Source organism: Xanthomonas hortorum (assembly GCF_024339125.1).
GTDB classification, from domain to species: domain Bacteria; phylum Pseudomonadota; class Gammaproteobacteria; order Xanthomonadales; family Xanthomonadaceae; genus Xanthomonas; species Xanthomonas hortorum.
In genome coordinates, this window is sequence record NZ_CP101417.1 from 2,222,997 (window position 1) to 2,245,134 (window position 22,138).

The window sequence follows — 22,138 nt, forward strand, 5'->3', positions numbered from 1 at the left end:
CAAGCGCCGTCCCAAGCTTCGCTGCATCGCCGACCACGAATCCCCAATCCCCAATCCCCGCCTCAATCCGCAATCGGCAACGCCAGGGTCTCCTTGACCTCTTCCATCACGATGTAGCTCTTGGACTCGCGTACATGCGGCAAGGTCAACAAGGTGCTGCCGAGCAGCTTGCGATAGGACGCCATCTCGCTGATGCGCGCCTTGAGCAGGTAATCGAAATCGCCCGAGACCAGATGGCATTCCAGCACGTTGGGCAGCTTGAGCGCGGCGCGGCGGAACTCTTCGAAGATGTCGCCGGACTTGTAGGCCAGGCTGATCTCCACGAACACCAGCAGGCTGGCCTTGAGCATGTGCGGGTCCAGCCGCGCGTAGTAGCCGGTGATGGCGCCATCGCGCTCCAGCCGGCGTACGCGTTCGGTGCAGGGCGTGGTGGACAACCCCACCCGTTCGCCCAGGTCGGTAAAGGAAATCCGCCCCTCCTGCTGCAGGATGCGCAGAATCTTGCGGTCGATCTTGTCCAGCTCGCGCACACGGGTGGCCATGAGGTCTGTCTCCCTACAGATTTGGCAGGAAATTTCACTGCGAAGTAGCGCCGATTCCAGAAACGGCACTGCCTGGCTCGCAATATACTGCGTCTAACTGTCTCCCTCGGCGCTTGGTTGTGGGGGAATACCCTTTCCAGGAGAACGACATGCGGGTGCTCATTCTCGGTAGCGGCGTCATCGGCACCACCACCGCCTGGTATCTGGCGCAGTCCGGCTGCGAGGTCACCGTGGTGGACCGCCAGCCGGCCTCGGCGCTGGAAACCAGCTACGGCAACGCCGGCCAGCTGTCGTTCGGCTACACCTCGCCCTGGGCCGCCCCTGGCGTGCCGGGCAAGGCGATGAAGTGGTTGTTCGCCCAGCACGCGCCGTTGTCGATCCGGCCCACCCGCGATCTGCGCCAGTTGGCCTGGCTGACCCAGATGCTGCGCAACTGCACCGCCGAGCGCTATGCGGTGAACAAGGCGCGCATGGTGCGCATGTCCGACTACAGCCGTGATTGCCTCAATGAACTGCGCGCCAGCACCGGGCTGGAATTCGAAGGCCGCCAGCTCGGCACCACCCAGTTGTTCCGCACCCAGCAACAGCTGGACGCCGCCGCGCAGGACATCGAAGTGCTGGCCCAGTACGGCGTGCCGTACGAATTGCTGACCCCGGCGCAGATCGCCCAGTTCGAACCCGGCCTGGCCGGCGGCGGTGCGCAGATGGCCGGCGCCTTGCGCCTGCCCGAAGACCAGACCGGCGACTGCCGGCTGTTCACCCAGCGCCTGGCCGCGCTGGCCGCGCAATCCGGTGTGCAATTCCGTTACGGGCAGCAGATCGAGCATCTGGAGCACGACGGCCGTACCGTCACCGGCGTGCAGATCGATGGCCGTCTCGAAACCGCCGACCGCTACGTGCTGGCACTGGGCAGCTATTCGGCCGACCTGCTGCTCTCGCTCGGCATGCATCTGCCGGTATATCCGCTCAAGGGCTATTCGCTGACCATCCCGATCGTCGACGCGCAGCGCGCGCCGACCTCCACGGTGCTGGACGAGAGCTACAAGATCGCCATCACCCGCTTCGACGAGCGCATCCGCGTCGGCGGCATGGCCGAGGTGGCCGGGTTCGATCTGTCGTTGAATCCGCGCCGCCGCGCCACCCTGGAGATGGTGGTCAACGACCTGTTCCCGGGTGGCGGCGATCTGGCCAGGGCCGAGTTCTGGACCGGCCTGCGCCCGGCCACGCCCGATGGCACCCCGGTGGTCGGTGCCACGCCGTATTCCAACCTGTTCCTCAACACCGGCCACGGCACCCTGGGCTGGACCATGGCCTGCGGCTCGGGCCGTTATCTTGCCGACCTGATGCAGGGCCGCAGCCCGGACATCGATACCGAAGGTCTGGATGTGTTCCGTTACCTCTCGCCACGCAGCGCCCGCGCGCAGCAGGAGGCCGCCTAGTGCGTCCTGCGCAAGCGTTGATCGATCTGGATGCATTGCGTCACAACTACCGCCTGGCCAAGCGCCTGGGCGGCAGCAAGGCCCTCGCGGTCGTCAAGGCCGATGCTTACGGGCATGGCGCGGTGCGCTGCGCGCAGGCGTTGGAGCCCGAAGCCGACGGCTTTGCGGTGGCCTGCATCGAAGAGGCCCTGGAGCTGCGCCAGGCCGGCATCCGTGCGCCGATTTTGCTGCTGGAAGGTTTTTTCGAACACGACGAACTGCGCCTGATTGCCGAGCATGATCTGTGGACGGTGGCAGCCACCACGCAGCAGGTGCGCGCGCTGGCCGACTTTCAGAGCCCACGCCCGTTACGGGTGTGGTTGAAGCTGGACAGCGGCATGCATCGGCTGGGCCTGTCGCCGGAAGATTTTCGCGCCGCGTGGTTGCGCTTGCGCGGGCTGCCGCAGATCGCCTCGCTGGTGCTGATGACCCACCTGGCGCGCGCCGACGAACTGGAGTGCAGCCGCACCGACGAACAGGCGGTGGCCTTCGCGCTCACCGCAGGCGGCATGCGCGCGGAAACCAGTCTGCGCAATTCGCCCGGCCTGCTCGGCTGGCCCGCGCTGCGCAACGATTGGTCGCGCCCCGGGCTGATGCTGTACGGCGCAAACCCGTTCCCGCAGGAGACCGAGAGCACTGCGCAACTGCGCCCGGTGATGACGCTGCGTTCGCGCATCATCAGCGTGCGCGAGCTGCCGGCCGGCGAGCCGGTGGGCTACGGCGCCCGCTTCGTTGCGCAACGGCCCACGCGCGTGGGCGTGGTGGCGATGGGGTATGCCGACGGCTATCCGCAGTTCGCACCCAATGGCACGCCGGTGCTGGTGGATGGGCAGGTCTGCCCGTTGATCGGTCGCGTCTCGATGGACATGCTCACCGTGGATCTCACCGAGCATCCGCAGGCGGAGATTGGCGCGCCAGTGCAGCTGTGGGGCAATGCGCCGCGCGTCGCCCCGTTGGCCACGCAGTGCAATGTCAGCGCGTATCAGCTGCTGTGTGGACTCAAGCGCGTGCCGCGGACGTATGTGGGTGAGGCGACAGTAGGCGATGAAGTGACCCGGTAAGTTGCATCCCTTCTCCCATCGGGAGAAGGTGGCGCGCAGTGCCGGATGAGGGTACGAGCGAAGCCTCGTGCAGTCGGAACAAAACGAGGGCTTCGCCCCCGTACCCTCACCCCAACCCCTCTCCCGCAGGAGAGGGGCTCAAGCGGAGCTCACACCCCGGCCGTACTCCGATCGCCACGGAACTGCTTGCGCACCCAGTCGTCGATCATGGCTTTTTCGAAGCGCAACGGGTCGCTGTCGGTCAGGCGCGGGCCGCTCATCAGAAATGCCGAATCCACCAACTTGCGCTCGCCCTGATCGATCACCTCGCCATTGGCGCCGGTGAGCGTGTAGCTGAAGCTCAGGCGCGGCGGGTAGATGTCCTTGACGATGCGCACGTCCTGCATGCGCGGGCCGTGCCAGGGCTCGTACTGGCCGGCGCGGCGGATGTCAGTGATGGTCACGCTCAGGTGTTGGCCGTCGGGAAGCCGGCGGGCGGCACTTTGCTGGAAATGGGTCGCCAGCTGGGTCACCCAATCGCCGCGCTGCGCCTCCCAGCGGTTGCCGCTGAAGCGCATCTCGGCAAACTGCGCCGGGTCGGTCCAGCGCACATCTACCTTGCCATCGCTGCTCAGCGCGCGTGGCGCTTCAGGGTCGGTGACATTACGCACGCGGGCCTGCACACCGGTCGCCGCGAGCAGTCCTGCCAGCAACAGGCTGGCGCCGTAAAGGCTGGAACGTTTCATGGAAAGTCTCCAAGCGGAAGGTACATGGCGTACCGGGTGTTCCAGCAGTGTGGGGGTGCGCTGGATCGCCCGCAACGCGGCAGCAACCGGGCATGCATCGGTGTTGCGCGCGGTTAATCCGCGACCGCTCCGCCATGACGGCGGGTTCACTGCGCCTGCGCCCGCGCTTCACGGCGCGGACCGGATGATCGCCAGCATGGACACCCACTCTTTCCGCACAAAGTCAGCTTCCTCGGCGCCGGCACACATGCCGTCGGACGTGCGCCTGCAGTTCATCGACTGGGCAAAGCAGCACGGCCACAACCCTGCCACCGGGGCCGCCGCGTTCGTCGCGTTGCAAAGCGATGTGGATCTGGATCTGGCAACCCGCGGGATGCGTCTGGAGCCAGGTGCCGACCCACGGGATGCGCTGCGTGAGCATCTGGCTGCGTTGGCGCGGCAGGGTGATGTGGCGGTGCAGTTCCCGCCGGTTTATGCCTACACCTCGGCCAATGGGCTCGACTACCGTTACTCGTTGATGCTGGTTATCGCCGAGGATTGCGTCGAGTGGACCGGGCGGGTCTGGCAGGATCTGGATTACCAGGGAATGCTCACCGGTCGCGGCCAGGGCCCGCGTGCCAATTACACCCAACTGGCGCGCATGGCGCTGGAACACGAGCTGGATCAGGAGCGTCCCCGTTATGTCCAGGCCTGAACTCGAATTGCAACTGCCGCTCGACGCCCAGGTCGCGAGCGGCGTGGACGGTTTCAGCCTGCGCTGTCGCAGCGAATGCGCCGAGCTCGGACTATCGCGCGTGCGCTTGCTGTTGCTGGATGCCGACCATGCGCGCTCGACCGCCTGGCGCGAAGAAGCCCAACGCTGGATGGACGAGCAGTTGCGGCGCGAAGGGCAATGGGTCCTGCGCGGCGTGATTGCCGGCATCGTGTTGCTGGCCGCCGCTATCGCGCTGTCTGCGGCCTTGCTGTGGTGAGGCGATTCGGGATCGTGGGTGAATCGTGAATCCAGTCAGTTGCACGTGCACCCGCTGACGACATCGGGCGTGTTTTCATCTGCCCGTCATCCGCATCGGCATCACCCGTGGACCCCGATTTGAGCACTTCCAGTCCCAGCCCTGAATTGGCCGCCGGCCTGCCTGCCGCCATCGCCGAGCCGTTCCTGGATCCTGCGATGTACCACGAGATCTTCCATAACGTGGACGCGGGGTTCTGCGTCATCGACATGGTGTTCGATGGCGACAAAGCGGTCGATTACGTGATTCGCTCGACCAATGGCGCGTTCGAGCGCTACACCGGTCTGACCAACGCAGTGAACGTCTCCGTGCGCGGCATGCTCGCCGAGCATGAGCAGGAGTGGTTCGACCGCTACGGGCACGTTGCCCGCACCGGCAACCGTATCCATTTCGAAATGCAGGCCAAGGCGTTGCGGCGCTGGTATTCGGTGGACGCGTTCCGCGTCGGGCAACCGGAGCAGGCGCGGGTGGCGGTGCTGTTCATGGACATCACCGAACGCAAGCGCGTCGAGCGCGAGCTGGCCGAGAGCGAAGCGCGCTTCAGCGCACTGGCCGATGGCTTGCCGATGCCGGTCTGGGTGCTGGACGCGCAGGGTGTGGTGCGTTTCGTCAACAGCGCTTACGGCGAATTTTTCGGCATCGATATTTCCAGTGGCACGGTCTCGGCGTGGAGCGAATTGCTGCATCCGGACGATCTGTCGATCTTCCAGTTCGAACTGGCCGCTTCCCTGGAAGAACAGCGCGCGTTGCATGCGCTGGTACGTGCGCGCCGCCACGATGGCCAGTGGCGCTGGATCGAAATGGCCGCCACGCCGCGGTATTCGGCCGATGGTCGTTTCATTGGTCTTGCCGGCAGCAGTCCGGATGTCACCGAACAGCGCGAAATCGAATTGGCGCGCGAACAATTGCTCGAGTCCGAGCGCACTGCGCGCAACGAGGCCGAGAGCATGGCGCGGTTCAAGGACGAGTTCCTGGCCACGCTGTCGCACGAATTGCGTACGCCATTGACCACGATTCTGGGCTGGAGCGAACTGCTGCTGCAGCGGGTCGAAGAAGGCCAACCCACCTACAAGGGCCTGTCGGTGATCGCCAGCAGCGCACGCGCGCAAAAGCGGCTGATCTCGGACATGCTCGATCTCAGCAGCATGCTGCTGGGCAAGGTGCAGCTGGAGGTCGAATCGCTGGATCTGGCCGAGCAGGTGCACGAAGCGCTGACTACCCAGGAACTGGCTGCCGAAGGCAAGGACCAGGTCCTGGAGGTGCACGTGCCGGACACCCCGTGCCTGGTACTCGGCGATGCCACGCGGCTGCAGCAGGTGTTGTGGAATCTGCTCTCCAACGCGATCAAGTTCACGCCGGCACACGGCCGCATCGACGTCACCATCGAGCGCGACGACGGCCATCTGCTGGTGTCGGTACTCGACTCCGGCGACGGCATTGCTGCCGAATTCCTGCCGCATCTGTTCGGGCGCTTCCGCCAGGCAGACGGCACTACCACGCGCCAGCACGGCGGTCTGGGCCTGGGCCTGGCGATCGTGCAGCAATTGGTGGAAATGCATGGCGGCCAGGTGGGCGCCACCAGTGGCGGGCGCGGCAAGGGCGCCACGTTTACCGTGCGCCTGCCCGAGCACATTCCCGATCAGGCCAAACGGCCGCGGCGCGAGCTGCGTCGGCGGCTGATGTCCGAGCAGATCATCGAAGCACGTGCGCTCAATGGCCTGCGTCTGCTGGCAGTGGAAGATCAGCCGGACATGCTCGATTACCTGCGCCGCCTGCTGGAAGAGCAGGGCGCCGAAGTGGTCACCGCCGGCAGCGCCACCGATGCGCTGGCCCTGATCGATCATCGCGGTTACGCACGCTTCGATCTGATGCTCACCGACATCGGCATGCCGGGCATGGATGGCTACGGACTGATCCGTACCGTGCGCGAGAACCTGGGGCTGGACGCCACTGCATTGCCGGCGGTGGCAGTGACCGCACTGGCACGCGATGACGATCGCAAGCGCGCGCTGGACTCCGGTTTTCAGGAGCATCTGGCCAAGCCGTACAGCGTTGCGCAACTTGTCACCGCTGTGCGCGCGGCGCGCGAATCGGTGGAGTGACCCACGCGCGGCATCCACGTCGCGCGATTATGCGTAGCCAGGCGATTGCATAAGCAAGACGCTGTTTTGTGCGTCTTTCACAGCCAGTGGCCTAGCGTGGCAACTTCTTCTTCGGAGATGCCACGATGTCCAAATATGCCCCGCACGTTTATTCGGAACAGGTACAGATCGCAACGCTCGAACACTGGGTGTCGCTGCTCGGTGGTCAGGAGCGTGTGCAGATCGAACTGGACGATGGCAGCACCATCAGCGGCACGGTTGCCGTACGCCCCACCATCCAGACCTATCTCGATGCTCAGCAGCGCGAAGGCATCAACGGCCAATTGCGCCTGGATCACCTGGATGCAGCGCAGGAGCCGCAGTGGATCTGGATGGATCGCATCGTGGCGGTGCATCCGCTGCCAGTGGGCGCCGCTCCGCAACCTAAGCCCTGATACGCCTGCATTGACGATGTGTTTACTTCTCAACGTGGTGTTGACGGCATGATGGCCGATTGTCGCAACTGTTCAGGATTGCCCCCGCAATGAATGCACCCTCGTTGAAGCTCGCTCGTTGGCCGCTGTCGTTATTGACTGTCGCCGTTCTCGCCGCCTGCGGCGATACCGCCACGCTTGCCATCGAACAGGGAACCGGACCCAACCCGCAATTGCCCGAGCCGGTCAAACGCCTGATCCCCACGGTCAAGGTGGCGCCGGTCAAACGCTGGACTGAGAACGCCAAGCCGATCGCTGCCGACGATCTGCAGGTCGCCGCGTTCGCACGCGATCTCGATCACCCACGTTGGGTCTATGTGCTGCCAAATGGCGATGTGCTGGTGGCCGAAACTGCAGAACCGCCCAAGCCGGACGATGCCGAAGGCGGTGGCGGGATCCGCAAGAAAGTGCAGGGCGCGATGATGAGCAAGGCCGGCGCCGTGGTGCCCAGCGCCAATCGCATCACGCTGCTGCGCGACGTCGATGGCGATGGTGTGGCCGAGGTGCGCACGCAATTTGTCAGCGGCCTGTTTTCGCCGTTCGGCATGGCCTTGGTCGGCGATCGGTTCTATGTCGCCAATGCCGATGCGCTGGTGAGCTTTCCGTACAAGGCTGGCGATACGCATATCACCGCCAAGCCGACCTTCGTGGCCAATCTGCCCGGCGGGCTGAATCATCATTGGACCAAGTCGCTGCTGGCCAGCGCCGATGGCAGCAAGCTGTATGTAGGTGTGGGCTCCAACAGCAATGTGGCGGAAAACGGCATGGAAGCCGAGCTCAACCGCGCGGCGATTCTGGAGATTGACCCGGCCACCGGCAGCAGCCGCGTGTTCGCCAGCGGGCTACGCAATCCGGTCGGCACCGCGTGGGAGCCGCAGAGCAAATCGCTGTGGGTGGTAGTGAACGAGCGCGATGAAATTGGCAGCGATCTGGTGCCTGATTATCTGACCTCGGTGCGCGATGGCGGCTTTTACGGCTGGCCTTACAGCTATTACGGCCAGCACGTGGACGAGCGGGTCAAGCCGCAGAATGCCGAACTGGTGGCCAAGGCGATCAAGCCCGATTACGCACTCGGGCCGCATACCGCCTCGCTCGGTCTGAGCTTTGCCAGCGGTACGTTGCTCCCCGAGCGCTTCCGCCAGGGCGCTTTCATCGGCCAGCATGGCTCGTGGAATCGCGATCCGCCCAGCGGCTACAAGGTGCTGTTCGTGCCGTTCGTCGACGGCAAGCCCAACGGCACGCCCAACGGCACGCCGATCACGGTGCTGGACGGCTTTCTGGATGCCGAAGGCAATGCACAGGGCCGCCCGGTCGGTGTGGCGCCCGACAATAGCGGCGCGCTGCTGGTGGCCGACGATGTGGGCAATGTGATCTGGCGGGTGACTCCGAAGGCACGCTGATCCCAATGCGCTGATCCAGGCGTTCAAACAAAAAAACCGGGCTCAGGCCCGGTTTTTTCATGCGCGTTCTCACTCAAACACAATCAGGTCGCTTAAGCGCAATTAGCGCGGCGCCTCCGGAGACGCACTGAAGCGACGCGCGTAGCCACGCTCCTCGGTGATCCGGCTGATGTCATCGTCGGCCATTTCCGGTGCGCCATAGACCGCATAGGCCAAGCTGCCATCGTCGCGTTCGCCCACCTGATGCAGGCGATAACGCGGCCGGCCGGCGCCGGTGTTTTCGGGGTAATGCATCGGTGGCGGGGTGTCGTCCAGATCCATTTCGCTGTTGTCGACAACTCCACCTACGAACAAGGCTCGCATCGCGTCTCTCCGGTGTGGGCGTGCTTTCAGCCTAGGCGGGCAGATGTTGCGTACGCATCAATAGTCCGTATAGACATTGGAAGGCATGCCGTTGCCAGGTCACGCAATTGGAATCGGCTTGGAGTGGCTGACAGAACTATTTCACGTTGGTCGATTGCAAAGCGGAGGATTTGGCCTTCACTGCAGAGCGGCTGATCTGCGGGTTTGCTGCAGGGCCCTTGCCCGCCCACCCTCGCGGGACACGCCGCAAGTACGTCCGTGTAGGCTCTTACGCGGCATCCATGCCGCGTAAGGTCCCGCGACGGTGAGCGGGCAAGGACCAGTCGAGATGGTCGGTGTGTGGTCTTAAGCAAAGCAGTCGGCGAGTCGATTGCGGGGCGGCTGATCTGCGGGTTTGCTGCAGGGCCCTTGCCCGCCCACCGTCGCAGGACACGCTGCAAGTACGTCCTTGTAGCTCTTACGCGGCATCCATGCCGCGTAAGGTCCCGCGACGGTGAGCGGGCAATGACCAGTCGCGATGGTCGGTTTGCATGTTTTCAAGCAACCAGCAAACGTTCTGGTGCGGTGTCCTCACCGATTGCGGGACCGTGTGGCGGCATGGATGCCGCTACCGAGCCCCCAGGGACGGGTTTACGGCGTGTCCCGCGAGCGGTGAGGGCACCGCGCGCTCGACCGACCAGGCTTCTGACGCGACCCTCCGGTGCGGTGAGGCACCGCGCCCTCGACCGACTAAGCTTCTGACTCGCTCAATCAAGATCGGCGCAATTGAGAGCTCCCAGCGGACGGCGGCGCCGGGTAGCCGGCAGCGGTCCCTTACAATGGCCGCCTGTTCCCGACCCGATGATCCGATGGCTGGCCCGCACGACGCCCCGCTTCAAACCCTGTTCCTGCCCTTCGCCCAGGGTGTGCTGCCGTGGCCGAAAGGCCCGGTGTTGTTCCTGCGCGCGCGGGATGGTTTTGCGCTCAGTGAGCATGCCGCTGCCGATACGCTGACCTGCGAGCAGAGCTTTCGGCCGTTCGCCGAGGCGCTGGAGCGCAGCGGCTGGAACGTGCGCGAAGAGAGCGAGATCGAAGCCGACAGCACCCGCTACGCACTGGTGCTGGTGCTGCCGCCGCGTCAGCGCGAAGAAGCGCGTGCGTTGTTTGCGCGCGCCGTGGCGCTGACCGCGCCGGGTGGCCGCGTGGTGGCCTGCCAGTCCAACAACGAGGGCGCGCGCTCGGGCGAAGCCGATCTGCGTCAGCTCACCGGCCTGGCCGGGAGTTTGACCAAGCACCATTGCCGCACCTACTGGAGCGCCCCGCTGCCTGCCGACACCGATGTGGCGCTGCAGGCGCGCTGGGCCGCGCTGGATGCGCCGCGCAAGATTCTGGACGGGCGCTTCGTCAGCCGCCCGGGCGTGTTCGCCTGGGACCGCATCGATCCTGCCTCTGCGCTGTTAGTCGAGCATCTGCCGACCACGCTGGCCGGGCACGGCGCCGATCTGGGTGCGGGCTTTGGCTATCTGTCGGCCGAAGTGCTGGCGCGCTGCCCCAAGGTCACCGCGCTGGATCTGTACGAGGCCGAGGCGCGCGCACTCACCCTGGCGCAGCGCAATCTGCAGGGCATCGCGCATCCGGCGCAGCTGCAGTACCACTGGCACGACGTCACCGCCGGCCTGGTGGCGCAGTACGACTTCATCGTCAGCAATCCGCCGTTCCACACGCCCTCGCGTGCCGATCGCCCGGATATCGGGCAGCGCTTCATCTCGGTGGCCGCGCAGGCGCTGCGCCCGGGCGGGCAGTTGTTGTTGGTCGCCAACCGGCATCTGCCTTACGAATACGTACTCAACGAAAGCTTCGGGCAGGTACGCGTGGCCGCCGAACGCCACGGTTTCAAGCTGATCTCTGCCATCCGTGGCCGTGGAGCGCGCGCATGAAGCTGGTCAAGCACATCGCCAATCTCGGTTATGGCAGCCGCAAGCAGGTGACCCAGCTGTTTCGCCAGGGCGTGGTCACCGATGTCCAGGGCGAGGTGCTGTATGCCGACGACCAGGTGGAGCACGACGCGATCCGCATCGATGGCGAGCCGCTGGATCCGCCGCCGGGTTTCAGCCTGTTGCTGCACAAACCCAGCGGCTACACCTGCTCGACCAAGGACACCGGCCGGCTGATCTACGAACTGCTGCCGCTGCGCTTCCGTTCGCGTGCACCGGTACTGGCACCGGTGGGGCGGCTGGATCGCGAAACCAGCGGCATGCTGCTGATGACCGACGACGGCGCGCTGCTGCACCGGATCATTTCGCCCAAGTCCGCATTGGACAAGGTCTATGACGTCACCCTGGCCGAAGACTTGCGTGGCGACGAAGCCGCGCTGTTTTCCAGCGGCACCTTGCTGCTGGAAGGCGAAACCAAACCATTGCTGCCGGCCGAACTGGATGTGCTCGGCCCACGCGAAGCGCGCCTGACCTTGCACGAGGGCCGCTACCACCAGGTGCGACGCATGTTCGCCGCTGCCGGTAATCATGTGGTGGCGCTGCACCGCAGCCGTATCGGCGGGCTGTCGCTGGACGGTCTGCCGTCCGGGCAATGGCGCACGCTGGAAGCGGCCGATCTTGAGGTGTTGTTCGGCCGTAGCGAGCAGGCATGATCCATGCCCCACAGGTCCCGCAAGCAGTGAGAACACCGCACCCGCCAACGTGTTCGTGTGCTGATGGGAACTAGGAAGACGGCCGCGCCCGCCTGGCGGTGCACGTCGTTTTGTCTCCCCGCTCCAAGTAGCTAACCTGTGACAGACCTTTAGATGTACTGCATCTTGCGCGACATGCCGCCATCGACGACGAAATCCTGGCCGGTCACAAAGCCGGACAGCTGCGGCGACAGCAGATACACCGCCAGCTGCGCGATGTCTTCCGGCGTGCCCACTCGGCCGGCCGGGTGTTGTGCATGGTCGCGGCGCGAGAGTTTGGGCGTGCGCCTGCGCTGCGGTGCACGCCAGGCATCGGTGCTGATCCAGCCCGGGCTGATGCTGTTGACGCGCACCTGTGGGCCTTCGCTCAGCGCCAATGCATGCGTGAAGGCCACCAAACCACCCTTGGCGGCGGCATAGGCTTCGCTATGCGGTTCGGATTGCCAGGCGCGGGTGGAGGCGATATTGACGATTGCGCCGCCGCCCTCGGCTTGCGCCAGTGCGGGCAAGGCCTGCTTGCTGCACAAAAATGCGCCATGCAGGCTCGCCAACCGGCGATTCCACTCGTCCCACTCCAGTTGCGGCAAGGGCGCAACATGCGGATCGGCCACGCCTGCGTTGTTGACCAGGCCATCGAGGCGACCGAAGCGTTTGAGTGCGGTGGCGATCAAACGCGTTGCCTGGGGTTCGCGCGCGGCATCGCAACGGACGAAGGCGCTGCGTTGCGGCAGTGCCCATTCGTGCAGACAGGCCTTGCCGGCTTCCGCATCCAGATCGCCGATCACCACGCTGCCGCCCGCGCCCAGCACTGCCTGCGCAATGCCGCGGCCGATGCCTTGCGCGCCACCGGTGATCACCACCACGCGGTCCTGCAGCGGGGACGGGTTCCATGCGGAAACAGCCGGAATCAAGGGCATCGGAGCATCGCGTCAGTGAGGTCGTTGGCACTGTAACGCGTGCGTTGTGGTGGTCGCAGCAAGACGCGCGTGCGATCTGTCGCTGCATCGGCGGCGCTTGCGCGCGCGCCGTGTCTCGGCTGATCAGTGCGTCGATGCGTTCAACAGACGTTCCCAGCCATCCTGGCCCAGGCGTTCCAGCGTCTCGATATTGCGCTCGACGATCACGTCCGGGTCGGGGAAGGCGGCCACAGCACGCTCCACGCTGTCTTCGCGCAGCAGGTGCAAGGTGGGGAAGGGCGAGCGGTTGGTGAAGTTGGCCACATCGTCCACGGCCGCGCCTGCGAACTGATAGTCCGGATGGAAGCTGGCCACCTGCAACACGCCGTCCAGATCCAGCGCTTCCACGGCCGCATCGGCGTTGTCGAGGAAGTCGTTGTAATCCAGGAAATCGGTGAGCACGTCCGGATGCACGATCAAGGTGGTGTCGATCTGCTCGGCCGGGGTGTCGCGCAGCAACACCAGTTCTTCGGCCAGTTGTTCGAGCAGCGCTTCGGGCGTGCTGGCGTCGCTGAGGACCAGGCGCACCTGCTCCTTGACGTAGACCGCCTTGGCGAACGGGCACAGGTTCAAACCGATCACCGCGCGCTCGATCCACTGGCGGGTGGCGGTCAACGGGTCAAGCGTGGAAGGCGTGGACGTCATCGTGGCGGCGGCGGGATGGAGCGCCAGTGTATGCGATCGGTGTTTTTGCAGCCGCGCGCGGTTGTCCCGGCGCCCCGGTCAAGCAGGCGCGAGCGATAGCGGCGCGCACTGTCATTGCAACGTGCAGTTTGACCTTGGCGCCGCTGGTCTATCGAGTCTCGGTCTGCGCAGGAGCTGCCACGTGCGCACGCACAAACGCGATCGATGCCTGTGCAACCGCATCGGCATGCGGGGTCTTGTGCGGCGAGCCGATCGCATGCGCGCCGGTGTCGAAGGCCATCGCCTGTTTGCGACTTGTCGCGGTGCCGAGCGCATCGAACATGTCCAGCATCGCCGGCACCGAGGCGGTTGGATCTTCCTCGCCGTTGGCCGCGCGGTAGTAGCCCACAAATACCGGGCAGCGCACGCGCGACCAGGGAGGATCGGCGGCCACGCTCGCGAACAGACTGCGCAGCGCGCGGAATCCATCCGGGTGGATGATGTTCGACCAGAATGCCAAGGATGCGGCGTTGCGCGGGCGTGGATCGGTCAATGGCGCCTGCGCCGCGCAGACCTGATCGAGCAGTGCAGGGTCGGCCGGCCGGATGCCGGGCGACCATGCGATGACCGCAGCCACCGCGTCGGGCTGCTGCGCTGCTAGCCATAACCCCAGAGTGCCGCCCATGGACGAGCCGACGATCGCCACGCGCTCGCCCATCCGCTGCGCCTGCGCCAATGCTTGCAGTGCCGATGCCTGCAACGCGGCAGGCGTGAGTCCTTGCATCGCGTCGGCTGCGCTGCATCCATGCCCGGGCCAACGATGCACGTACAGGTTGGCGCCCAACGTATCGGCCATCTGCTCGGGCAGTGCGCCGGCTTCGCCCGGGCTGGCGGTGAAGCCGTGCAGGTACAGCAGCGACAGCGGTGTGCGTGTCTGCGCCGCATGTTGCCAGTGGCAGCGTGCGGCGTTGCCAGGCTTGAGGTCAGTGCTGTCGATGGTTAGCTCAGTCGCGGAAATTATCGAACTGCAGCGGAAGCTCGAAATCGGCCTTTTTCAGCAGCGCCATCGCATCTTGCAGATCGTCGCGCTTCTTGCCGCTCACACGCAGCTTGTCGCCATTGATCTGCGCTTCCACCTTGAGCTTGGCTTCCTTCAATTTGGCCACCAGCTGCTTGGCCTGCTTCTGCTCGATGCCCTGCTTGACGGTGACCTTCTGGCGCGCACCGGCCAGATTGGTTTCCATATCGCCGAACTCCAGGCAACGCACGTCGATGCCGCGTGCCAGCAGGCGTGCGCGCAGGATGTCGGTCATCTGCTTGACCTGGAAATCGCTGGGCGCGGACTGGTTGATCACCTTGTCGTCTTCCAGCTCGAACCTGGCTTCCACGCCCTTGAAATCGAAGCGCGTATCCAGCTCGCGATTGGCCTGATCCACCGCATTGGTCAGTTCGTGCTTGTCGACTTCGGAGATCACGTCGAAGGAAGGCATGCAAAGCTCCTGCTATCTGAAAACAGCCGCCATTCTAGGGCATCGCGTCGTGCGTACTGTCGAGACGGGGGTTGGCGGTCGGTGCGCAGGCGCAGCGATAATGCGCCATGCCCAACACCCGTTCTCCGCTTCCCGCCATCGCCTGGATGGTGGCCGCCGTGGCCTGCTTCTCGCTGATGGATGCGGGCATGAAGCTGCTGTCGGCGCATTACCCACCGCTGCAGGTCACCTTGTTGCGTGGCGCCGCCTCGCTGCCGTTCGTACTGGTGTGGGTGTTCGCCACCGCCGGGCCGCGTTCGATCGTGCCGGTGCGCTGGGGCCTGCACCTGCTGCGCGGGGTGCTGGGCATGGTGATGATCGGCTGCTTCGTCTACGGCTTGAAGCGCATGCCGCTGTCCACCGCCTACACGCTGTACTTCGTCGCCCCGTTGCTGGTGGCGGCGCTGTCGGTGCCGCTGCTGGGTGAGCATGTGGGTCCGCGACGCTGGACCGCCATTGGCATTGGTCTGGTCGGGGTCATCGTGGTGCTGCGCCCCGGCGTGGATGGCCTGATCTCGCTGCCCGGCCTGATGGTGCTGCTGGCGGCCACTGCCTACGCCATCGCGGCCATCACCGTGAGCCTGCTGACGCGTACCGATACCCCGCAGGCGATGGTGGTGTGGTTTTTGCTGTTCATGGCGATCGGCGCCGGCCTGCTGGCGATCCCCGGCTGGGTGCCGTTGCGGGGCGAGCACGCCTGGTTGATCGCCGGCATGGGCCTAGCCGGGGCGCTGGGGCAGATCGCGCTGACCCAGGCCTTCCTGCGCGGCGAAGCCTCGATGATCGCGCCGCTGGAATACACCGGCCTGGTCTGGGTGATCGGCTGGGATTGGCTGCTGTGGCAGACCCTGCCAGACAACTGGACCTGGACCGGCGCCGGCATCATCGTCGCCAGCGGGCTGTATTTGCTGCGGCGGGAGCGGATTCGGAAGGCGGATCGCCTGACGCCGCTAGATAAGCCGTGATTGGGGATTGTGGATTCGCAAAAGCCAAAGCGCCTTGCCGTTGCTCTAGCGAATCCCCAATCCCCAATCCCCACCTTAGAACTCAATGGAATATCGTCCGCAAACATTGACTGGTAGGCTTCACGGCCCCCCAATCGGCCACGCGCGGTGATCCAGTTTCAGCGCCTGCACAAGTCTTATTCCGTTGACGGTCGCCAGATCGTGGCGCTGCACCCGCTCGATCTGCGGATCGGCCCCGGCGAAGTGTTCGGCATCATCGGCCATTCCGGCGCCGGCAAATCCACGTTGATCCGGCTGATCAACCGGCTGGAAGAACCCAGCGGCGGGCGCCTGCTGATCGGCGACGAGGACGTCACCGCGCTGGACAGCCAGGGTCTGCGCACGCTGCGCCGCCGTATCGGCATGATCTTCCAGCACTTCAACCTGCTGTCCTCACGCACCGTGGCCGGCAATGTGGCGTTTCCGCTGGAACTTGCCGGCACCCCGCGCGCCGAGGTCGATGCGCGTGTGGCCGAGCTGCTGGCGCGGGTGGGGCTGGAGCAGCACGCCAACAAGTACCCGGCGCAGTTGTCCGGCGGGCAGAAGCAGCGCGTGGGCATTGCGCGCGCGCTGGCCACCCGGCCGCAGATCCTGCTGTGCGATGAGGCCACCAGCGCGCTGGATCCGCAGACCACCGCCTCGGTGCTGCAACTGCTGGCGCAGATCAACCGCGAGCTGGGCCTGACCATCGTGTTGATCACCCATGAGATGGACGTGATCCGCCGCGTCTGCGACCGCGTGGCAGTGCTGGACGCCGGCAAGCTGGTCGAAACCGGCCCGGTGACCGAGGTGTTCCTGCATCCGCAGCATGCCACCACCCGGCGCTTTGTCTCCGAAGCCGAGCACGTGGACGAAGCCGAGCTGCATCGCGACTTCGCTGCGGTGGGCGGGCGCATCGTGCGGCTGACCTTTCTTGGCAATGGCACCTACGAACCGGTGCTTGGCCGCATCGCGCGCGCGACCGGCGTGGACTACAACATCCTGTCCGGGCGCGTGGACCGCATCAAGGACACCCCGTACGGCCAGCTCATCGTCGCCTTGACCGGCGGCGACCATAACGCGGCACGTGCCGGCTTCGTCGCGGCTGGTGTGCAAGTGGAGGATCTACGCGTATGACTCTGTTGATCGCCGCTGCCGATGGGTTCTTCCGCAATCTCGATGCCGGCAAGTGGGGCGATATCGGCCAGGCCACGCTCGACACCTTGCTGATGCTGGCCGGCGCGCTGCCGCTGACGTTGTTGATCGGCCTGCCGCTGGGTGTGGCGCTGTTCCTGTGCGGCGCGCCCCAACTACGCCGCCGCCCGGTGCTGTACGGCGCACTCGCGGCGCTGATCAATCTGCTGCGCTCGGTGCCTTTCATCATCCTGATGATTGCGATGATCCCGCTCACGCTGATGCTGATGGGCACCTCGCTGGGCGTGCGCGGCGCGATCCTGCCGTTGGTGGTCGGCGCTGCACCGTTCTACGCGCGGCTGGTGGAAACCGCCTTGCGCGAGGTGGACCGCGGGATCATCGAGGCCAGCCAGGCGATGGGCGCCACCACCTGGCAACTGGTGCTGCGTGTATTGCTGCCCGAGGCGCGCCCCGGGCTGATTGCCGGTGCCACCGTGACCACCATCGCGCTGATCGGCTTCACTGCGATGGGCGGTGCGATCGGCTCCGGCGGTCTGGGCGATGTGGCCTATCGCGAAGGCTATCTGCGCTCGCATTCGGATGTCGCGCTGGTCACCGTGATCGCCTTGCTGGTGCTGGTGCAGCTGCTGCAGATGCTGGGCGACCGGCTGGTGGCGCGTTACAGCCGGCGCTGAGGTCGGCTGCGACCGGGTGCCGCGTGGCGTGGAGGGTCACGCACGAAACATGGGCTTGCGAATCGCCGCTGCACCCGCGGTCTGCTAGGTTTACCTCTTGCGGCAGTGCCGCATTCCTCCTCCCACGGATCCCTACATGAGCACATTTGCGTTTCGTTCCCTTCTGGCTGCGGCCACGCTGGCGTTGGCCTCCTGCGGCGGTAACGGCGGCAGCAGCGGCGGCGACACGCTGACCGTGGCCGCCACCGCAGTGCCGCATGCCGAGATCCTGGAGGTGGTCGAACCGTTGCTGGCCAAGCAGGGCGTCAAGCTGGACGTGCGCGTGTTCAACGACTACGTGCAGCCCAACGACCAGGTCGTGCAGAAGCAGATCGACGTCAATTACTTCCAGACCGAGCCGTATCTGGACGCCTACAACCGCGACCGCAAGAGCCAGCTGGTGACCGTGGTCGGCGTGCATATCGAACCGTTCGGTGCGTATTCGCGCCGCTTCAAGACGCTGGCCGAGCTGCCCACCGGCGCGGACGTGGTGATTCCCAACGACCCGAGCAACAACAGCCGCGCGCTGATCCTGCTCGACAAGGCCGGCGTGATCAAACTCAAAGATCCCAGCAACGCGTTGTCCAGCCAGCGCGACATCGTCGAGAACCCCAAGCAGCTGAAGTTCCGCGAGCTCGATTCGGCAATGCTGCCGCGTGTGCTCGATCAGGTCGATCTGGCGCTGATCAACACCAATTACGCACTCGACGCCGGGCTCAATCCGACCCGCGATGCACTGGCGATCGAAAGCAAGGACTCGCCGTACGTGAACTTCCTGGTAGCCCGCCCGGACAACAAGGACGATGCGCGCGTGCAGAAGCTCGCCAAGGCCCTGACCAGCCCAGAAGTGAAGGCCTTCATCGAGCAGAAGTACAAGGGCGCGGTGTTGCCGGCGTTTTAAGAGCGGTCATCAACACGGCTGTGCAGTGGCCAGGCGGGTGCGATCGGTACCCGTCGCGGCATACATTTCTCGTGCACTGCGGTCCTGAGCGCGCCGTCCACCTCCGCCTGACGCGCGCCCCGCGACGTTTTGCTAACCACTGTTCGCCGCAACTGAGCATCTGATGCCACTTCTCCTCGCTATTCCGCTGGCCGTGATCATCGCTCTGGCGGTGTTCGCTGTGCTGTTTCCGTTGTCGCTGGTGCAGCGCTTCCGGGTCGGTACTGCGCGGCGACAGGCCCGCGGATGGTTGTTGATGATCAATCTGGCCTCGGCTGCGCTCTCCAACGTGTTGTTCGTCATTTTCGCGCTGGTTGCTGCGGCATTCTGGCCCGGCGCGATCAGCCATGCCGCGTTCGGCTGGGCCTGCGGGCTGGCATTGGGTCTGCTGGCGTTGCGGTTGACCCGCTTCGAGCGCACCCAGCAGGGCCTGTTTTACCGGCCCAATCTGTGGCTGGTGCTCGCAGTGACGGCGTTGGTGGTGGTACGCGTCATCGCCGGCATGGTGCAGGGCTGGCGCAGCGCCTGGCAGGGCGTGGCCTGGCCCACGGAAGGCTGGCTCAGTCATGCCAGTCTGCTGGGCGCGGCCGGCGTATTGCTTGGTTATGCGCTCGCGTATGCCACCTTGCTGTGGTGGCGTTGGCGCAGTGCGCGCCTGCGCGGCAGCGTTTACTGGCGTTGAGCTGGCGCCTGCACGTGAGCGCATGTCGATGCTTCGCTGGCACTGGCACCGGCGGCATTCACACTGGCACGCAGTAGGCACCGGCGCGCAAAGCCCGCCCCATCCCGCCCGGCATTCGCACACAGAGCGCGCGCGATTCAGCGCTCCGAAATGTGTAGAGCGCCGCGCTTTCCACGCATAAAAAAACGGGCCTTGCGGCCCGTTTTTCTTCAACTGACACTTAGTCGAACGTGCTTAGAAGCGCGCGCCGACACCGAAGCCGACAGTCCACGGATCCAGTTCCAGCTCGCTGCCGGTGCCCTGGCCGCCTTCGCGCAGTTCCGGACGCGAACGCATGTAGCGGGCGTCGGCACGTGCAAACCAGGTGGAGTTGATGTTCATGTCCACGCCGACGGTGCCGATGACACCCTTGGCGGTGTCCAGGCCCACGTGCTGGCCGCTGGCCGAGGCAGCGTCGATCTTCTCGTTGCTGAAGTTCGACTCGTAGTAGCCCACGCCCACGAACGGACGGAACACGTTATCGGCCTGGCCGAAGTGGTACTGGCCGCTGATGGCGATCGGCTGCTGCTCAACGGTACCGACCTTGCCCACGCCATCGGCGTTGACGCGGTGGTTGAACTTGTCGGCTGCGCCCCACAGTTCAACGGCCCAGTTGTCGTTGATGTAGTAGCTGGCGCTCAGCGTCGGCGCCGGGCCGCCATCGACGTCCAGGCCCGGAGCCGGGTCGTTCTTCGGCTTGATCAGGGCCACACCGCCGACCACTGCCCAATGCTTGCCAGAGGCGCTATCGGCGCTGGTGGAAGCCGAGGAGGTGTCACCGGTGTAGGTGGTGTCTTGTGCAAAAGCAGACGGCGCAAACGCAAGTGCGGATACAGCAGCCAGGCTCAGGATGGAAATGGAACGCATTGGGGGTCTCCTCGTGTTCTTGTTGGGCCCGTGGAGTGGGCCGCGCCAAAGCTATTCCTGAAAATCTGAATCCACGCCCACCCGCAGCTCGCTAAAATTTCGTTTGTTCAGCAAGTTTCCGGAGAAGGCCGTGGTTGCGACATGCAAGCTGAAAAAGACATTCACCCAGGTGCGATCGCCGTGACGAAAAACGACGTGTTGCAAGGCCTGCCAGCGCACATTCCTGGCGATTGCCGTGTCTTGGTGCTCGGTTCGATGCCCGGCAACGCCTCGCTGGACGCGGCGATGTACTACGCGCACTCACGCAATCGGTTCTGGCCGTTGATGCAGGTGTTGCTGGGTATCGATGCAAGCGCCGCGTATGCCGAACGTCTGGAGGCGTTGGCGCACTGCGGCGTCGGCGTGTGGGATGTGATCGGCCAATGCGAACGGCGCGGCAGCCTGGATACGGCCATCGTCGCTAGCAGCATCGTGGTTAATCCGTTGGCGGCGCGCCTGGCGACGCTGCCGCAGCTGCGCGCGGTGGCCTGCAATGGTGCCGCTGCGGCGCAGGCGTGGCGTCGGCACGTGCAACCGCTGTTGCCAACGCAGTTGCAGGCAGTGCCGGTCTGGGCGTTGCCGTCCACCAGCCCGGCCAACGCAGCGTGGTCGTTGCAACGTTTGTGCGACGCCTGGCAGCCGTTGCGCGATGCCTTGGACTAGCGACGTTGGCCAGGCATGCATCGACGTCGTGATCGAAGACATGCCCATGATCGAGACACGAGCGAGGCGCATGATGCCGGTCGAGCGATGTGCACGCGTTTTAGCGGCTTGAACCAACGCGCATACCAACTGCAGCGCCAATTTGACCGGCTGCGGCACCGCTATCGGCCATAAGTCATGCCAGCGTCCGGCACAGGCACGCGTCCGGCACGCGCGGGCATGCTGCACCCAATGCACAACGGAGCAGCGCGATGACGAGCAAGCACGGATTGATGATGGCGCTAGGGCTGCTGGCAGGCATGTTCGGTGTCGCGGACGCGGCAGCGGCCGAAGACCTGCACTGCGAAGTCAGCAGCGACTACGACCTCACGCTCAACCCGCGCAGCCTGATCCTGATCCGCGAATCGGGCACGCCGCAGCGTCTGGTGATGCGCCAGGGCGCGTTGTTCGTCGACGACCGCTGGGTCGCACTGAGCGCGGACGATCGCGCCCGCTTGATCCAGTTCGAGCGCCAGACCCGCGAGGTGGTACCGCTGGCGCAGGAGGTCGGGCGCGAAGCGGCCGACATCGCCGTCACCGCGCTGGGCGAGGTGGCGGCCGGTTTCAGCCGCACCCCGGAGGCCACCCGCACCCAGATGGCGAACGTGCGCGAGAAGATCGATACGCGCCTGAAGCAGAGCTTCAGCAAAAGCCAGCTCACCACGATCGACATCGATGACGACATCGGCGCCATGGTGGCCGAGCTGCTGCCGCAACTGATCGGCGATGTCGTCGCCGGTGCGGTGCAGTCGGCATTGACCGGTAACGATGTGCAGCTGCGGTCGCTGGATGGCGTGGAAGCGCGCATCGAGCGCCTGATTGAGCCGCAGGCACGTGCGTTGCGGCCGCGCGCGCAGCAACTGTGCGAGCGGGTGGAAGCGCTCGATGGCTTGGACAATGCGCTGGCGTATCGTTTGCCCTCGGGCGAGCCACTGCAACTGTTGCGGGTGGATCGACGCGCCTCGAAATGATCCAGCGCGTGCGTGCGCAAACGCTGCATCCCACCCGGTGTGCGACTTTTTCCACGGCAATGGTTGGCGCTGCGGCCCGCAGCCGGCCACAATAGGGGTTTCCCCATTCTGTTGCCGGA

General features: G+C 65.2%; 24 protein-coding genes. 16 read left to right on the forward strand and 8 right to left on the reverse strand.

Annotated elements, in window-relative coordinates:
* Window positions 1–62 precede the first annotated feature (62 nt).
* Entirely contained in the window at window positions 63–542 is a 480-nt protein-coding gene (locus NMB96_RS09375; RefSeq protein WP_023902425.1) for an Lrp/AsnC ligand binding domain-containing protein, read from the reverse strand.
* A 149-nt stretch (window positions 543–691) separates the two neighbouring features.
* Here NMB96_RS09375 and NMB96_RS09380 point away from each other — a divergent pair, with 149 nt between their 5' ends.
* The gene (locus NMB96_RS09380; protein ID WP_016903445.1) at window positions 692–1,981 is read left to right on the forward strand and encodes a D-amino acid dehydrogenase; all 1,290 of its coding nucleotides are present in this window, start codon (window positions 692–694) and stop codon (window positions 1,979–1,981) included.
* Window positions 1,981–3,081: an alanine racemase gene (gene alr, locus NMB96_RS09385; RefSeq protein WP_023902426.1), complete on the forward strand. Its 1,101-nt coding sequence runs from the start codon at window positions 1,981–1,983 to the stop codon at window positions 3,079–3,081. Before NMB96_RS09380 ends, alr begins: the two co-directional genes overlap by 1 nt.
* A 149-nt stretch (window positions 3,082–3,230) precedes the next feature.
* On the opposite strand, the gene NMB96_RS09390 is transcribed toward alr, so the two are convergent.
* Complete coding sequence (locus tag NMB96_RS09390; RefSeq protein ID WP_016903446.1) at window positions 3,231–3,806, reverse strand: DUF3016 domain-containing protein; 576 nt, start codon at window positions 3,804–3,806, stop codon at window positions 3,231–3,233.
* 247 nt (window positions 3,807–4,053) lie between these two features.
* Between NMB96_RS09390 and NMB96_RS09395 the strand changes: the two genes are divergently transcribed.
* The 5 genes from NMB96_RS09395 to NMB96_RS09415 all read left to right on the forward strand — a co-directional run bounded on the left by NMB96_RS09395 (window position 4,054) and on the right by NMB96_RS09415 (window position 8,791).
* Complete coding sequence (locus NMB96_RS09395) at window positions 4,054–4,500, forward strand: hypothetical protein (protein ID WP_043888894.1); 447 nt, start codon at window positions 4,054–4,056, stop codon at window positions 4,498–4,500.
* Entirely contained in the window at window positions 4,487–4,777 is a 291-nt protein-coding gene (locus NMB96_RS09400) for a hypothetical protein (protein ID WP_023902429.1), read from the forward strand. The genes NMB96_RS09395 and NMB96_RS09400 overlap by 14 nt, the downstream gene beginning before the upstream one ends.
* Before the next feature lie 107 nt (window positions 4,778–4,884).
* Window positions 4,885–6,918, forward strand: a complete 2,034-nt coding sequence (locus tag NMB96_RS09405; protein ID WP_023902430.1) for a PAS domain-containing hybrid sensor histidine kinase/response regulator — start codon at window positions 4,885–4,887, stop codon at window positions 6,916–6,918.
* A 125-nt stretch (window positions 6,919–7,043) separates the two neighbouring features.
* A complete protein-coding gene (locus NMB96_RS09410; protein ID WP_023902431.1) occupies window positions 7,044–7,352 on the forward strand; it encodes a DUF3247 family protein in 309 nt (102 codons plus the stop codon).
* Window positions 7,353–7,441: 89 nt separating this feature from the next.
* Window positions 7,442–8,791 carry a PQQ-dependent sugar dehydrogenase gene (locus tag NMB96_RS09415; protein ID WP_255086735.1) on the forward strand — a complete coding sequence of 450 codons (1,350 nt, stop codon included), beginning with the start codon at window positions 7,442–7,444 and terminating at the stop codon, window positions 8,789–8,791.
* A gap of 102 nt (window positions 8,792–8,893) precedes the next feature.
* On the opposite strand, the gene NMB96_RS09420 is transcribed toward NMB96_RS09415, so the two are convergent.
* Window positions 8,894–9,154, reverse strand: a complete 261-nt coding sequence (locus tag NMB96_RS09420) for a hypothetical protein (protein ID WP_006452568.1) — start codon at window positions 9,152–9,154, stop codon at window positions 8,894–8,896.
* Between the two features lie 848 nt (window positions 9,155–10,002).
* Here NMB96_RS09420 and NMB96_RS09425 point away from each other — a divergent pair.
* A complete protein-coding gene (locus NMB96_RS09425) occupies window positions 10,003–11,070 on the forward strand; it encodes a class I SAM-dependent methyltransferase (RefSeq protein WP_255086736.1) in 1,068 nt (355 codons plus the stop codon).
* Window positions 11,067–11,780 carry a pseudouridine synthase gene (locus NMB96_RS09430; protein WP_255086737.1) on the forward strand — a complete coding sequence of 238 codons (714 nt, stop codon included), beginning with the start codon at window positions 11,067–11,069 and terminating at the stop codon, window positions 11,778–11,780. The genes NMB96_RS09425 and NMB96_RS09430 overlap by 4 nt, the downstream gene beginning before the upstream one ends.
* A 149-nt stretch (window positions 11,781–11,929) precedes the next feature.
* Here the strand turns inward: NMB96_RS09430 and NMB96_RS09435 are convergent, their stop codons facing one another.
* The 4 genes from NMB96_RS09435 to NMB96_RS09450 form a co-directional block, all read right to left on the reverse strand.
* Window positions 11,930–12,736, reverse strand: coding sequence for an SDR family oxidoreductase (locus tag NMB96_RS09435; protein WP_255086739.1), 807 nt, complete (start codon window positions 12,734–12,736; stop codon window positions 11,930–11,932).
* A 123-nt stretch (window positions 12,737–12,859) separates the two neighbouring features.
* Window positions 12,860–13,420 carry a DUF1415 domain-containing protein gene (locus NMB96_RS09440; RefSeq protein ID WP_006450406.1) on the reverse strand — a complete coding sequence of 187 codons (561 nt, stop codon included), beginning with the start codon at window positions 13,418–13,420 and terminating at the stop codon, window positions 12,860–12,862.
* 148 nt (window positions 13,421–13,568) lie between these two features.
* A complete protein-coding gene (locus NMB96_RS09445) occupies window positions 13,569–14,255 on the reverse strand; it encodes an alpha/beta hydrolase (RefSeq protein WP_425520915.1) in 687 nt (228 codons plus the stop codon).
* Window positions 14,256–14,403: 148 nt separating this feature from the next.
* Window positions 14,404–14,889 (reverse strand): YajQ family cyclic di-GMP-binding protein, encoded by a 486-nt coding sequence (locus NMB96_RS09450; RefSeq protein WP_006450408.1) that lies wholly within the window; start codon window positions 14,887–14,889, stop codon window positions 14,404–14,406.
* 107 nt (window positions 14,890–14,996) lie between these two features.
* Here NMB96_RS09450 and NMB96_RS09455 point away from each other — a divergent pair, with 107 nt between their 5' ends.
* From NMB96_RS09455 to NMB96_RS09475, 5 genes are all read left to right on the forward strand, one after another.
* The gene (locus NMB96_RS09455; protein WP_255086741.1) at window positions 14,997–15,893 is read left to right on the forward strand and encodes a DMT family transporter; all 897 of its coding nucleotides are present in this window, start codon (window positions 14,997–14,999) and stop codon (window positions 15,891–15,893) included.
* 147 nt (window positions 15,894–16,040) lie between these two features.
* The gene (locus tag NMB96_RS09460; RefSeq protein ID WP_255086742.1) at window positions 16,041–17,048 is read left to right on the forward strand and encodes a methionine ABC transporter ATP-binding protein; all 1,008 of its coding nucleotides are present in this window, start codon (window positions 16,041–16,043) and stop codon (window positions 17,046–17,048) included.
* On the forward strand, window positions 17,045–17,740 hold the full coding sequence (locus NMB96_RS09465) for a methionine ABC transporter permease (RefSeq protein WP_168957210.1): 696 nt from the start codon (window positions 17,045–17,047) through the stop codon (window positions 17,738–17,740). The genes NMB96_RS09460 and NMB96_RS09465 overlap by 4 nt, the downstream gene beginning before the upstream one ends.
* A gap of 136 nt (window positions 17,741–17,876) precedes the next feature.
* Complete coding sequence (locus tag NMB96_RS09470; protein ID WP_006450412.1) at window positions 17,877–18,680, forward strand: MetQ/NlpA family ABC transporter substrate-binding protein; 804 nt, start codon at window positions 17,877–17,879, stop codon at window positions 18,678–18,680.
* 163 nt (window positions 18,681–18,843) lie between these two features.
* Window positions 18,844–19,401: a CcdC protein domain-containing protein gene (locus NMB96_RS09475; protein WP_006450413.1), complete on the forward strand. Its 558-nt coding sequence runs from the start codon at window positions 18,844–18,846 to the stop codon at window positions 19,399–19,401.
* 234 nt (window positions 19,402–19,635) lie between these two features.
* Here NMB96_RS09475 and NMB96_RS09480 read toward each other — a convergent pair whose 3' ends face one another.
* Window positions 19,636–20,307: an OmpW/AlkL family protein gene (locus tag NMB96_RS09480; RefSeq protein ID WP_006450414.1), complete on the reverse strand. Its 672-nt coding sequence runs from the start codon at window positions 20,305–20,307 to the stop codon at window positions 19,636–19,638.
* A 141-nt stretch (window positions 20,308–20,448) separates the two neighbouring features.
* Here NMB96_RS09480 and NMB96_RS09485 point away from each other — a divergent pair, with 141 nt between their 5' ends.
* Both NMB96_RS09485 and NMB96_RS09490 read left to right on the forward strand, forming a co-directional pair.
* Window positions 20,449–21,009, forward strand: a complete 561-nt coding sequence (locus NMB96_RS09485; protein ID WP_023902442.1) for a DNA-deoxyinosine glycosylase — start codon at window positions 20,449–20,451, stop codon at window positions 21,007–21,009.
* A 251-nt stretch (window positions 21,010–21,260) separates the two neighbouring features.
* On the forward strand, window positions 21,261–22,019 hold the full coding sequence (locus tag NMB96_RS09490) for a DUF2884 family protein (protein ID WP_255086743.1): 759 nt from the start codon (window positions 21,261–21,263) through the stop codon (window positions 22,017–22,019).
* The last annotated feature ends 119 nt before the right edge of the window (window positions 22,020–22,138 follow it).

Excerpts from the sequence above, each read along its gene's own strand:
- NMB96_RS09465 (WP_168957210.1), top strand. The coding sequence starts at position 17,045 with ATGACTCTGTTGATCGCCGCTGCCGATGGGTTCTTCCGCAATCTCGAT.
- NMB96_RS09445 (WP_425520915.1), bottom strand. The coding sequence starts at position 14,255 with ATGGCCGATACGTTGGGCGCCAACCTGTACGTGCATCGTTGGCCCGGG.
- NMB96_RS09450 (WP_006450408.1), bottom strand. The coding sequence starts at position 14,889 with ATGCCTTCCTTCGACGTGATCTCCGAAGTCGACAAGCACGAACTGACC.
- NMB96_RS09475 (WP_006450413.1), top strand. The coding sequence starts at position 18,844 with ATGCCACTTCTCCTCGCTATTCCGCTGGCCGTGATCATCGCTCTGGCG.
- NMB96_RS09415 (WP_255086735.1), top strand. The coding sequence starts at position 7,442 with ATGAATGCACCCTCGTTGAAGCTCGCTCGTTGGCCGCTGTCGTTATTG.
- NMB96_RS09490 (WP_255086743.1), top strand. The coding sequence starts at position 21,261 with ATGACGAGCAAGCACGGATTGATGATGGCGCTAGGGCTGCTGGCAGGC.
- NMB96_RS09375 (WP_023902425.1), bottom strand. The coding sequence starts at position 542 with ATGGCCACCCGTGTGCGCGAGCTGGACAAGATCGACCGCAAGATTCTG.
- NMB96_RS09440 (WP_006450406.1), bottom strand. The coding sequence starts at position 13,420 with ATGACGTCCACGCCTTCCACGCTTGACCCGTTGACCGCCACCCGCCAG.
- NMB96_RS09410 (WP_023902431.1), top strand. The coding sequence starts at position 7,044 with ATGTCCAAATATGCCCCGCACGTTTATTCGGAACAGGTACAGATCGCA.
- NMB96_RS09430 (WP_255086737.1), top strand. The coding sequence starts at position 11,067 with ATGAAGCTGGTCAAGCACATCGCCAATCTCGGTTATGGCAGCCGCAAG.
- NMB96_RS09425 (WP_255086736.1), top strand. The coding sequence starts at position 10,003 with ATGGCTGGCCCGCACGACGCCCCGCTTCAAACCCTGTTCCTGCCCTTC.
- NMB96_RS09400 (WP_023902429.1), top strand. The coding sequence starts at position 4,487 with ATGTCCAGGCCTGAACTCGAATTGCAACTGCCGCTCGACGCCCAGGTC.
- NMB96_RS09485 (WP_023902442.1), top strand. The coding sequence starts at position 20,449 with ATGCAAGCTGAAAAAGACATTCACCCAGGTGCGATCGCCGTGACGAAA.
- NMB96_RS09395 (WP_043888894.1), top strand. The coding sequence starts at position 4,054 with ATGCCGTCGGACGTGCGCCTGCAGTTCATCGACTGGGCAAAGCAGCAC.
- NMB96_RS09390 (WP_016903446.1), bottom strand. The coding sequence starts at position 3,806 with ATGAAACGTTCCAGCCTTTACGGCGCCAGCCTGTTGCTGGCAGGACTG.
- NMB96_RS09455 (WP_255086741.1), top strand. The coding sequence starts at position 14,997 with ATGCCCAACACCCGTTCTCCGCTTCCCGCCATCGCCTGGATGGTGGCC.
- NMB96_RS09380 (WP_016903445.1), top strand. The coding sequence starts at position 692 with ATGCGGGTGCTCATTCTCGGTAGCGGCGTCATCGGCACCACCACCGCC.
- NMB96_RS09470 (WP_006450412.1), top strand. The coding sequence starts at position 17,877 with ATGAGCACATTTGCGTTTCGTTCCCTTCTGGCTGCGGCCACGCTGGCG.
- NMB96_RS09480 (WP_006450414.1), bottom strand. The coding sequence starts at position 20,307 with ATGCGTTCCATTTCCATCCTGAGCCTGGCTGCTGTATCCGCACTTGCG.
- NMB96_RS09435 (WP_255086739.1), bottom strand. The coding sequence starts at position 12,736 with ATGCCCTTGATTCCGGCTGTTTCCGCATGGAACCCGTCCCCGCTGCAG.
- NMB96_RS09420 (WP_006452568.1), bottom strand. The coding sequence starts at position 9,154 with ATGCGAGCCTTGTTCGTAGGTGGAGTTGTCGACAACAGCGAAATGGAT.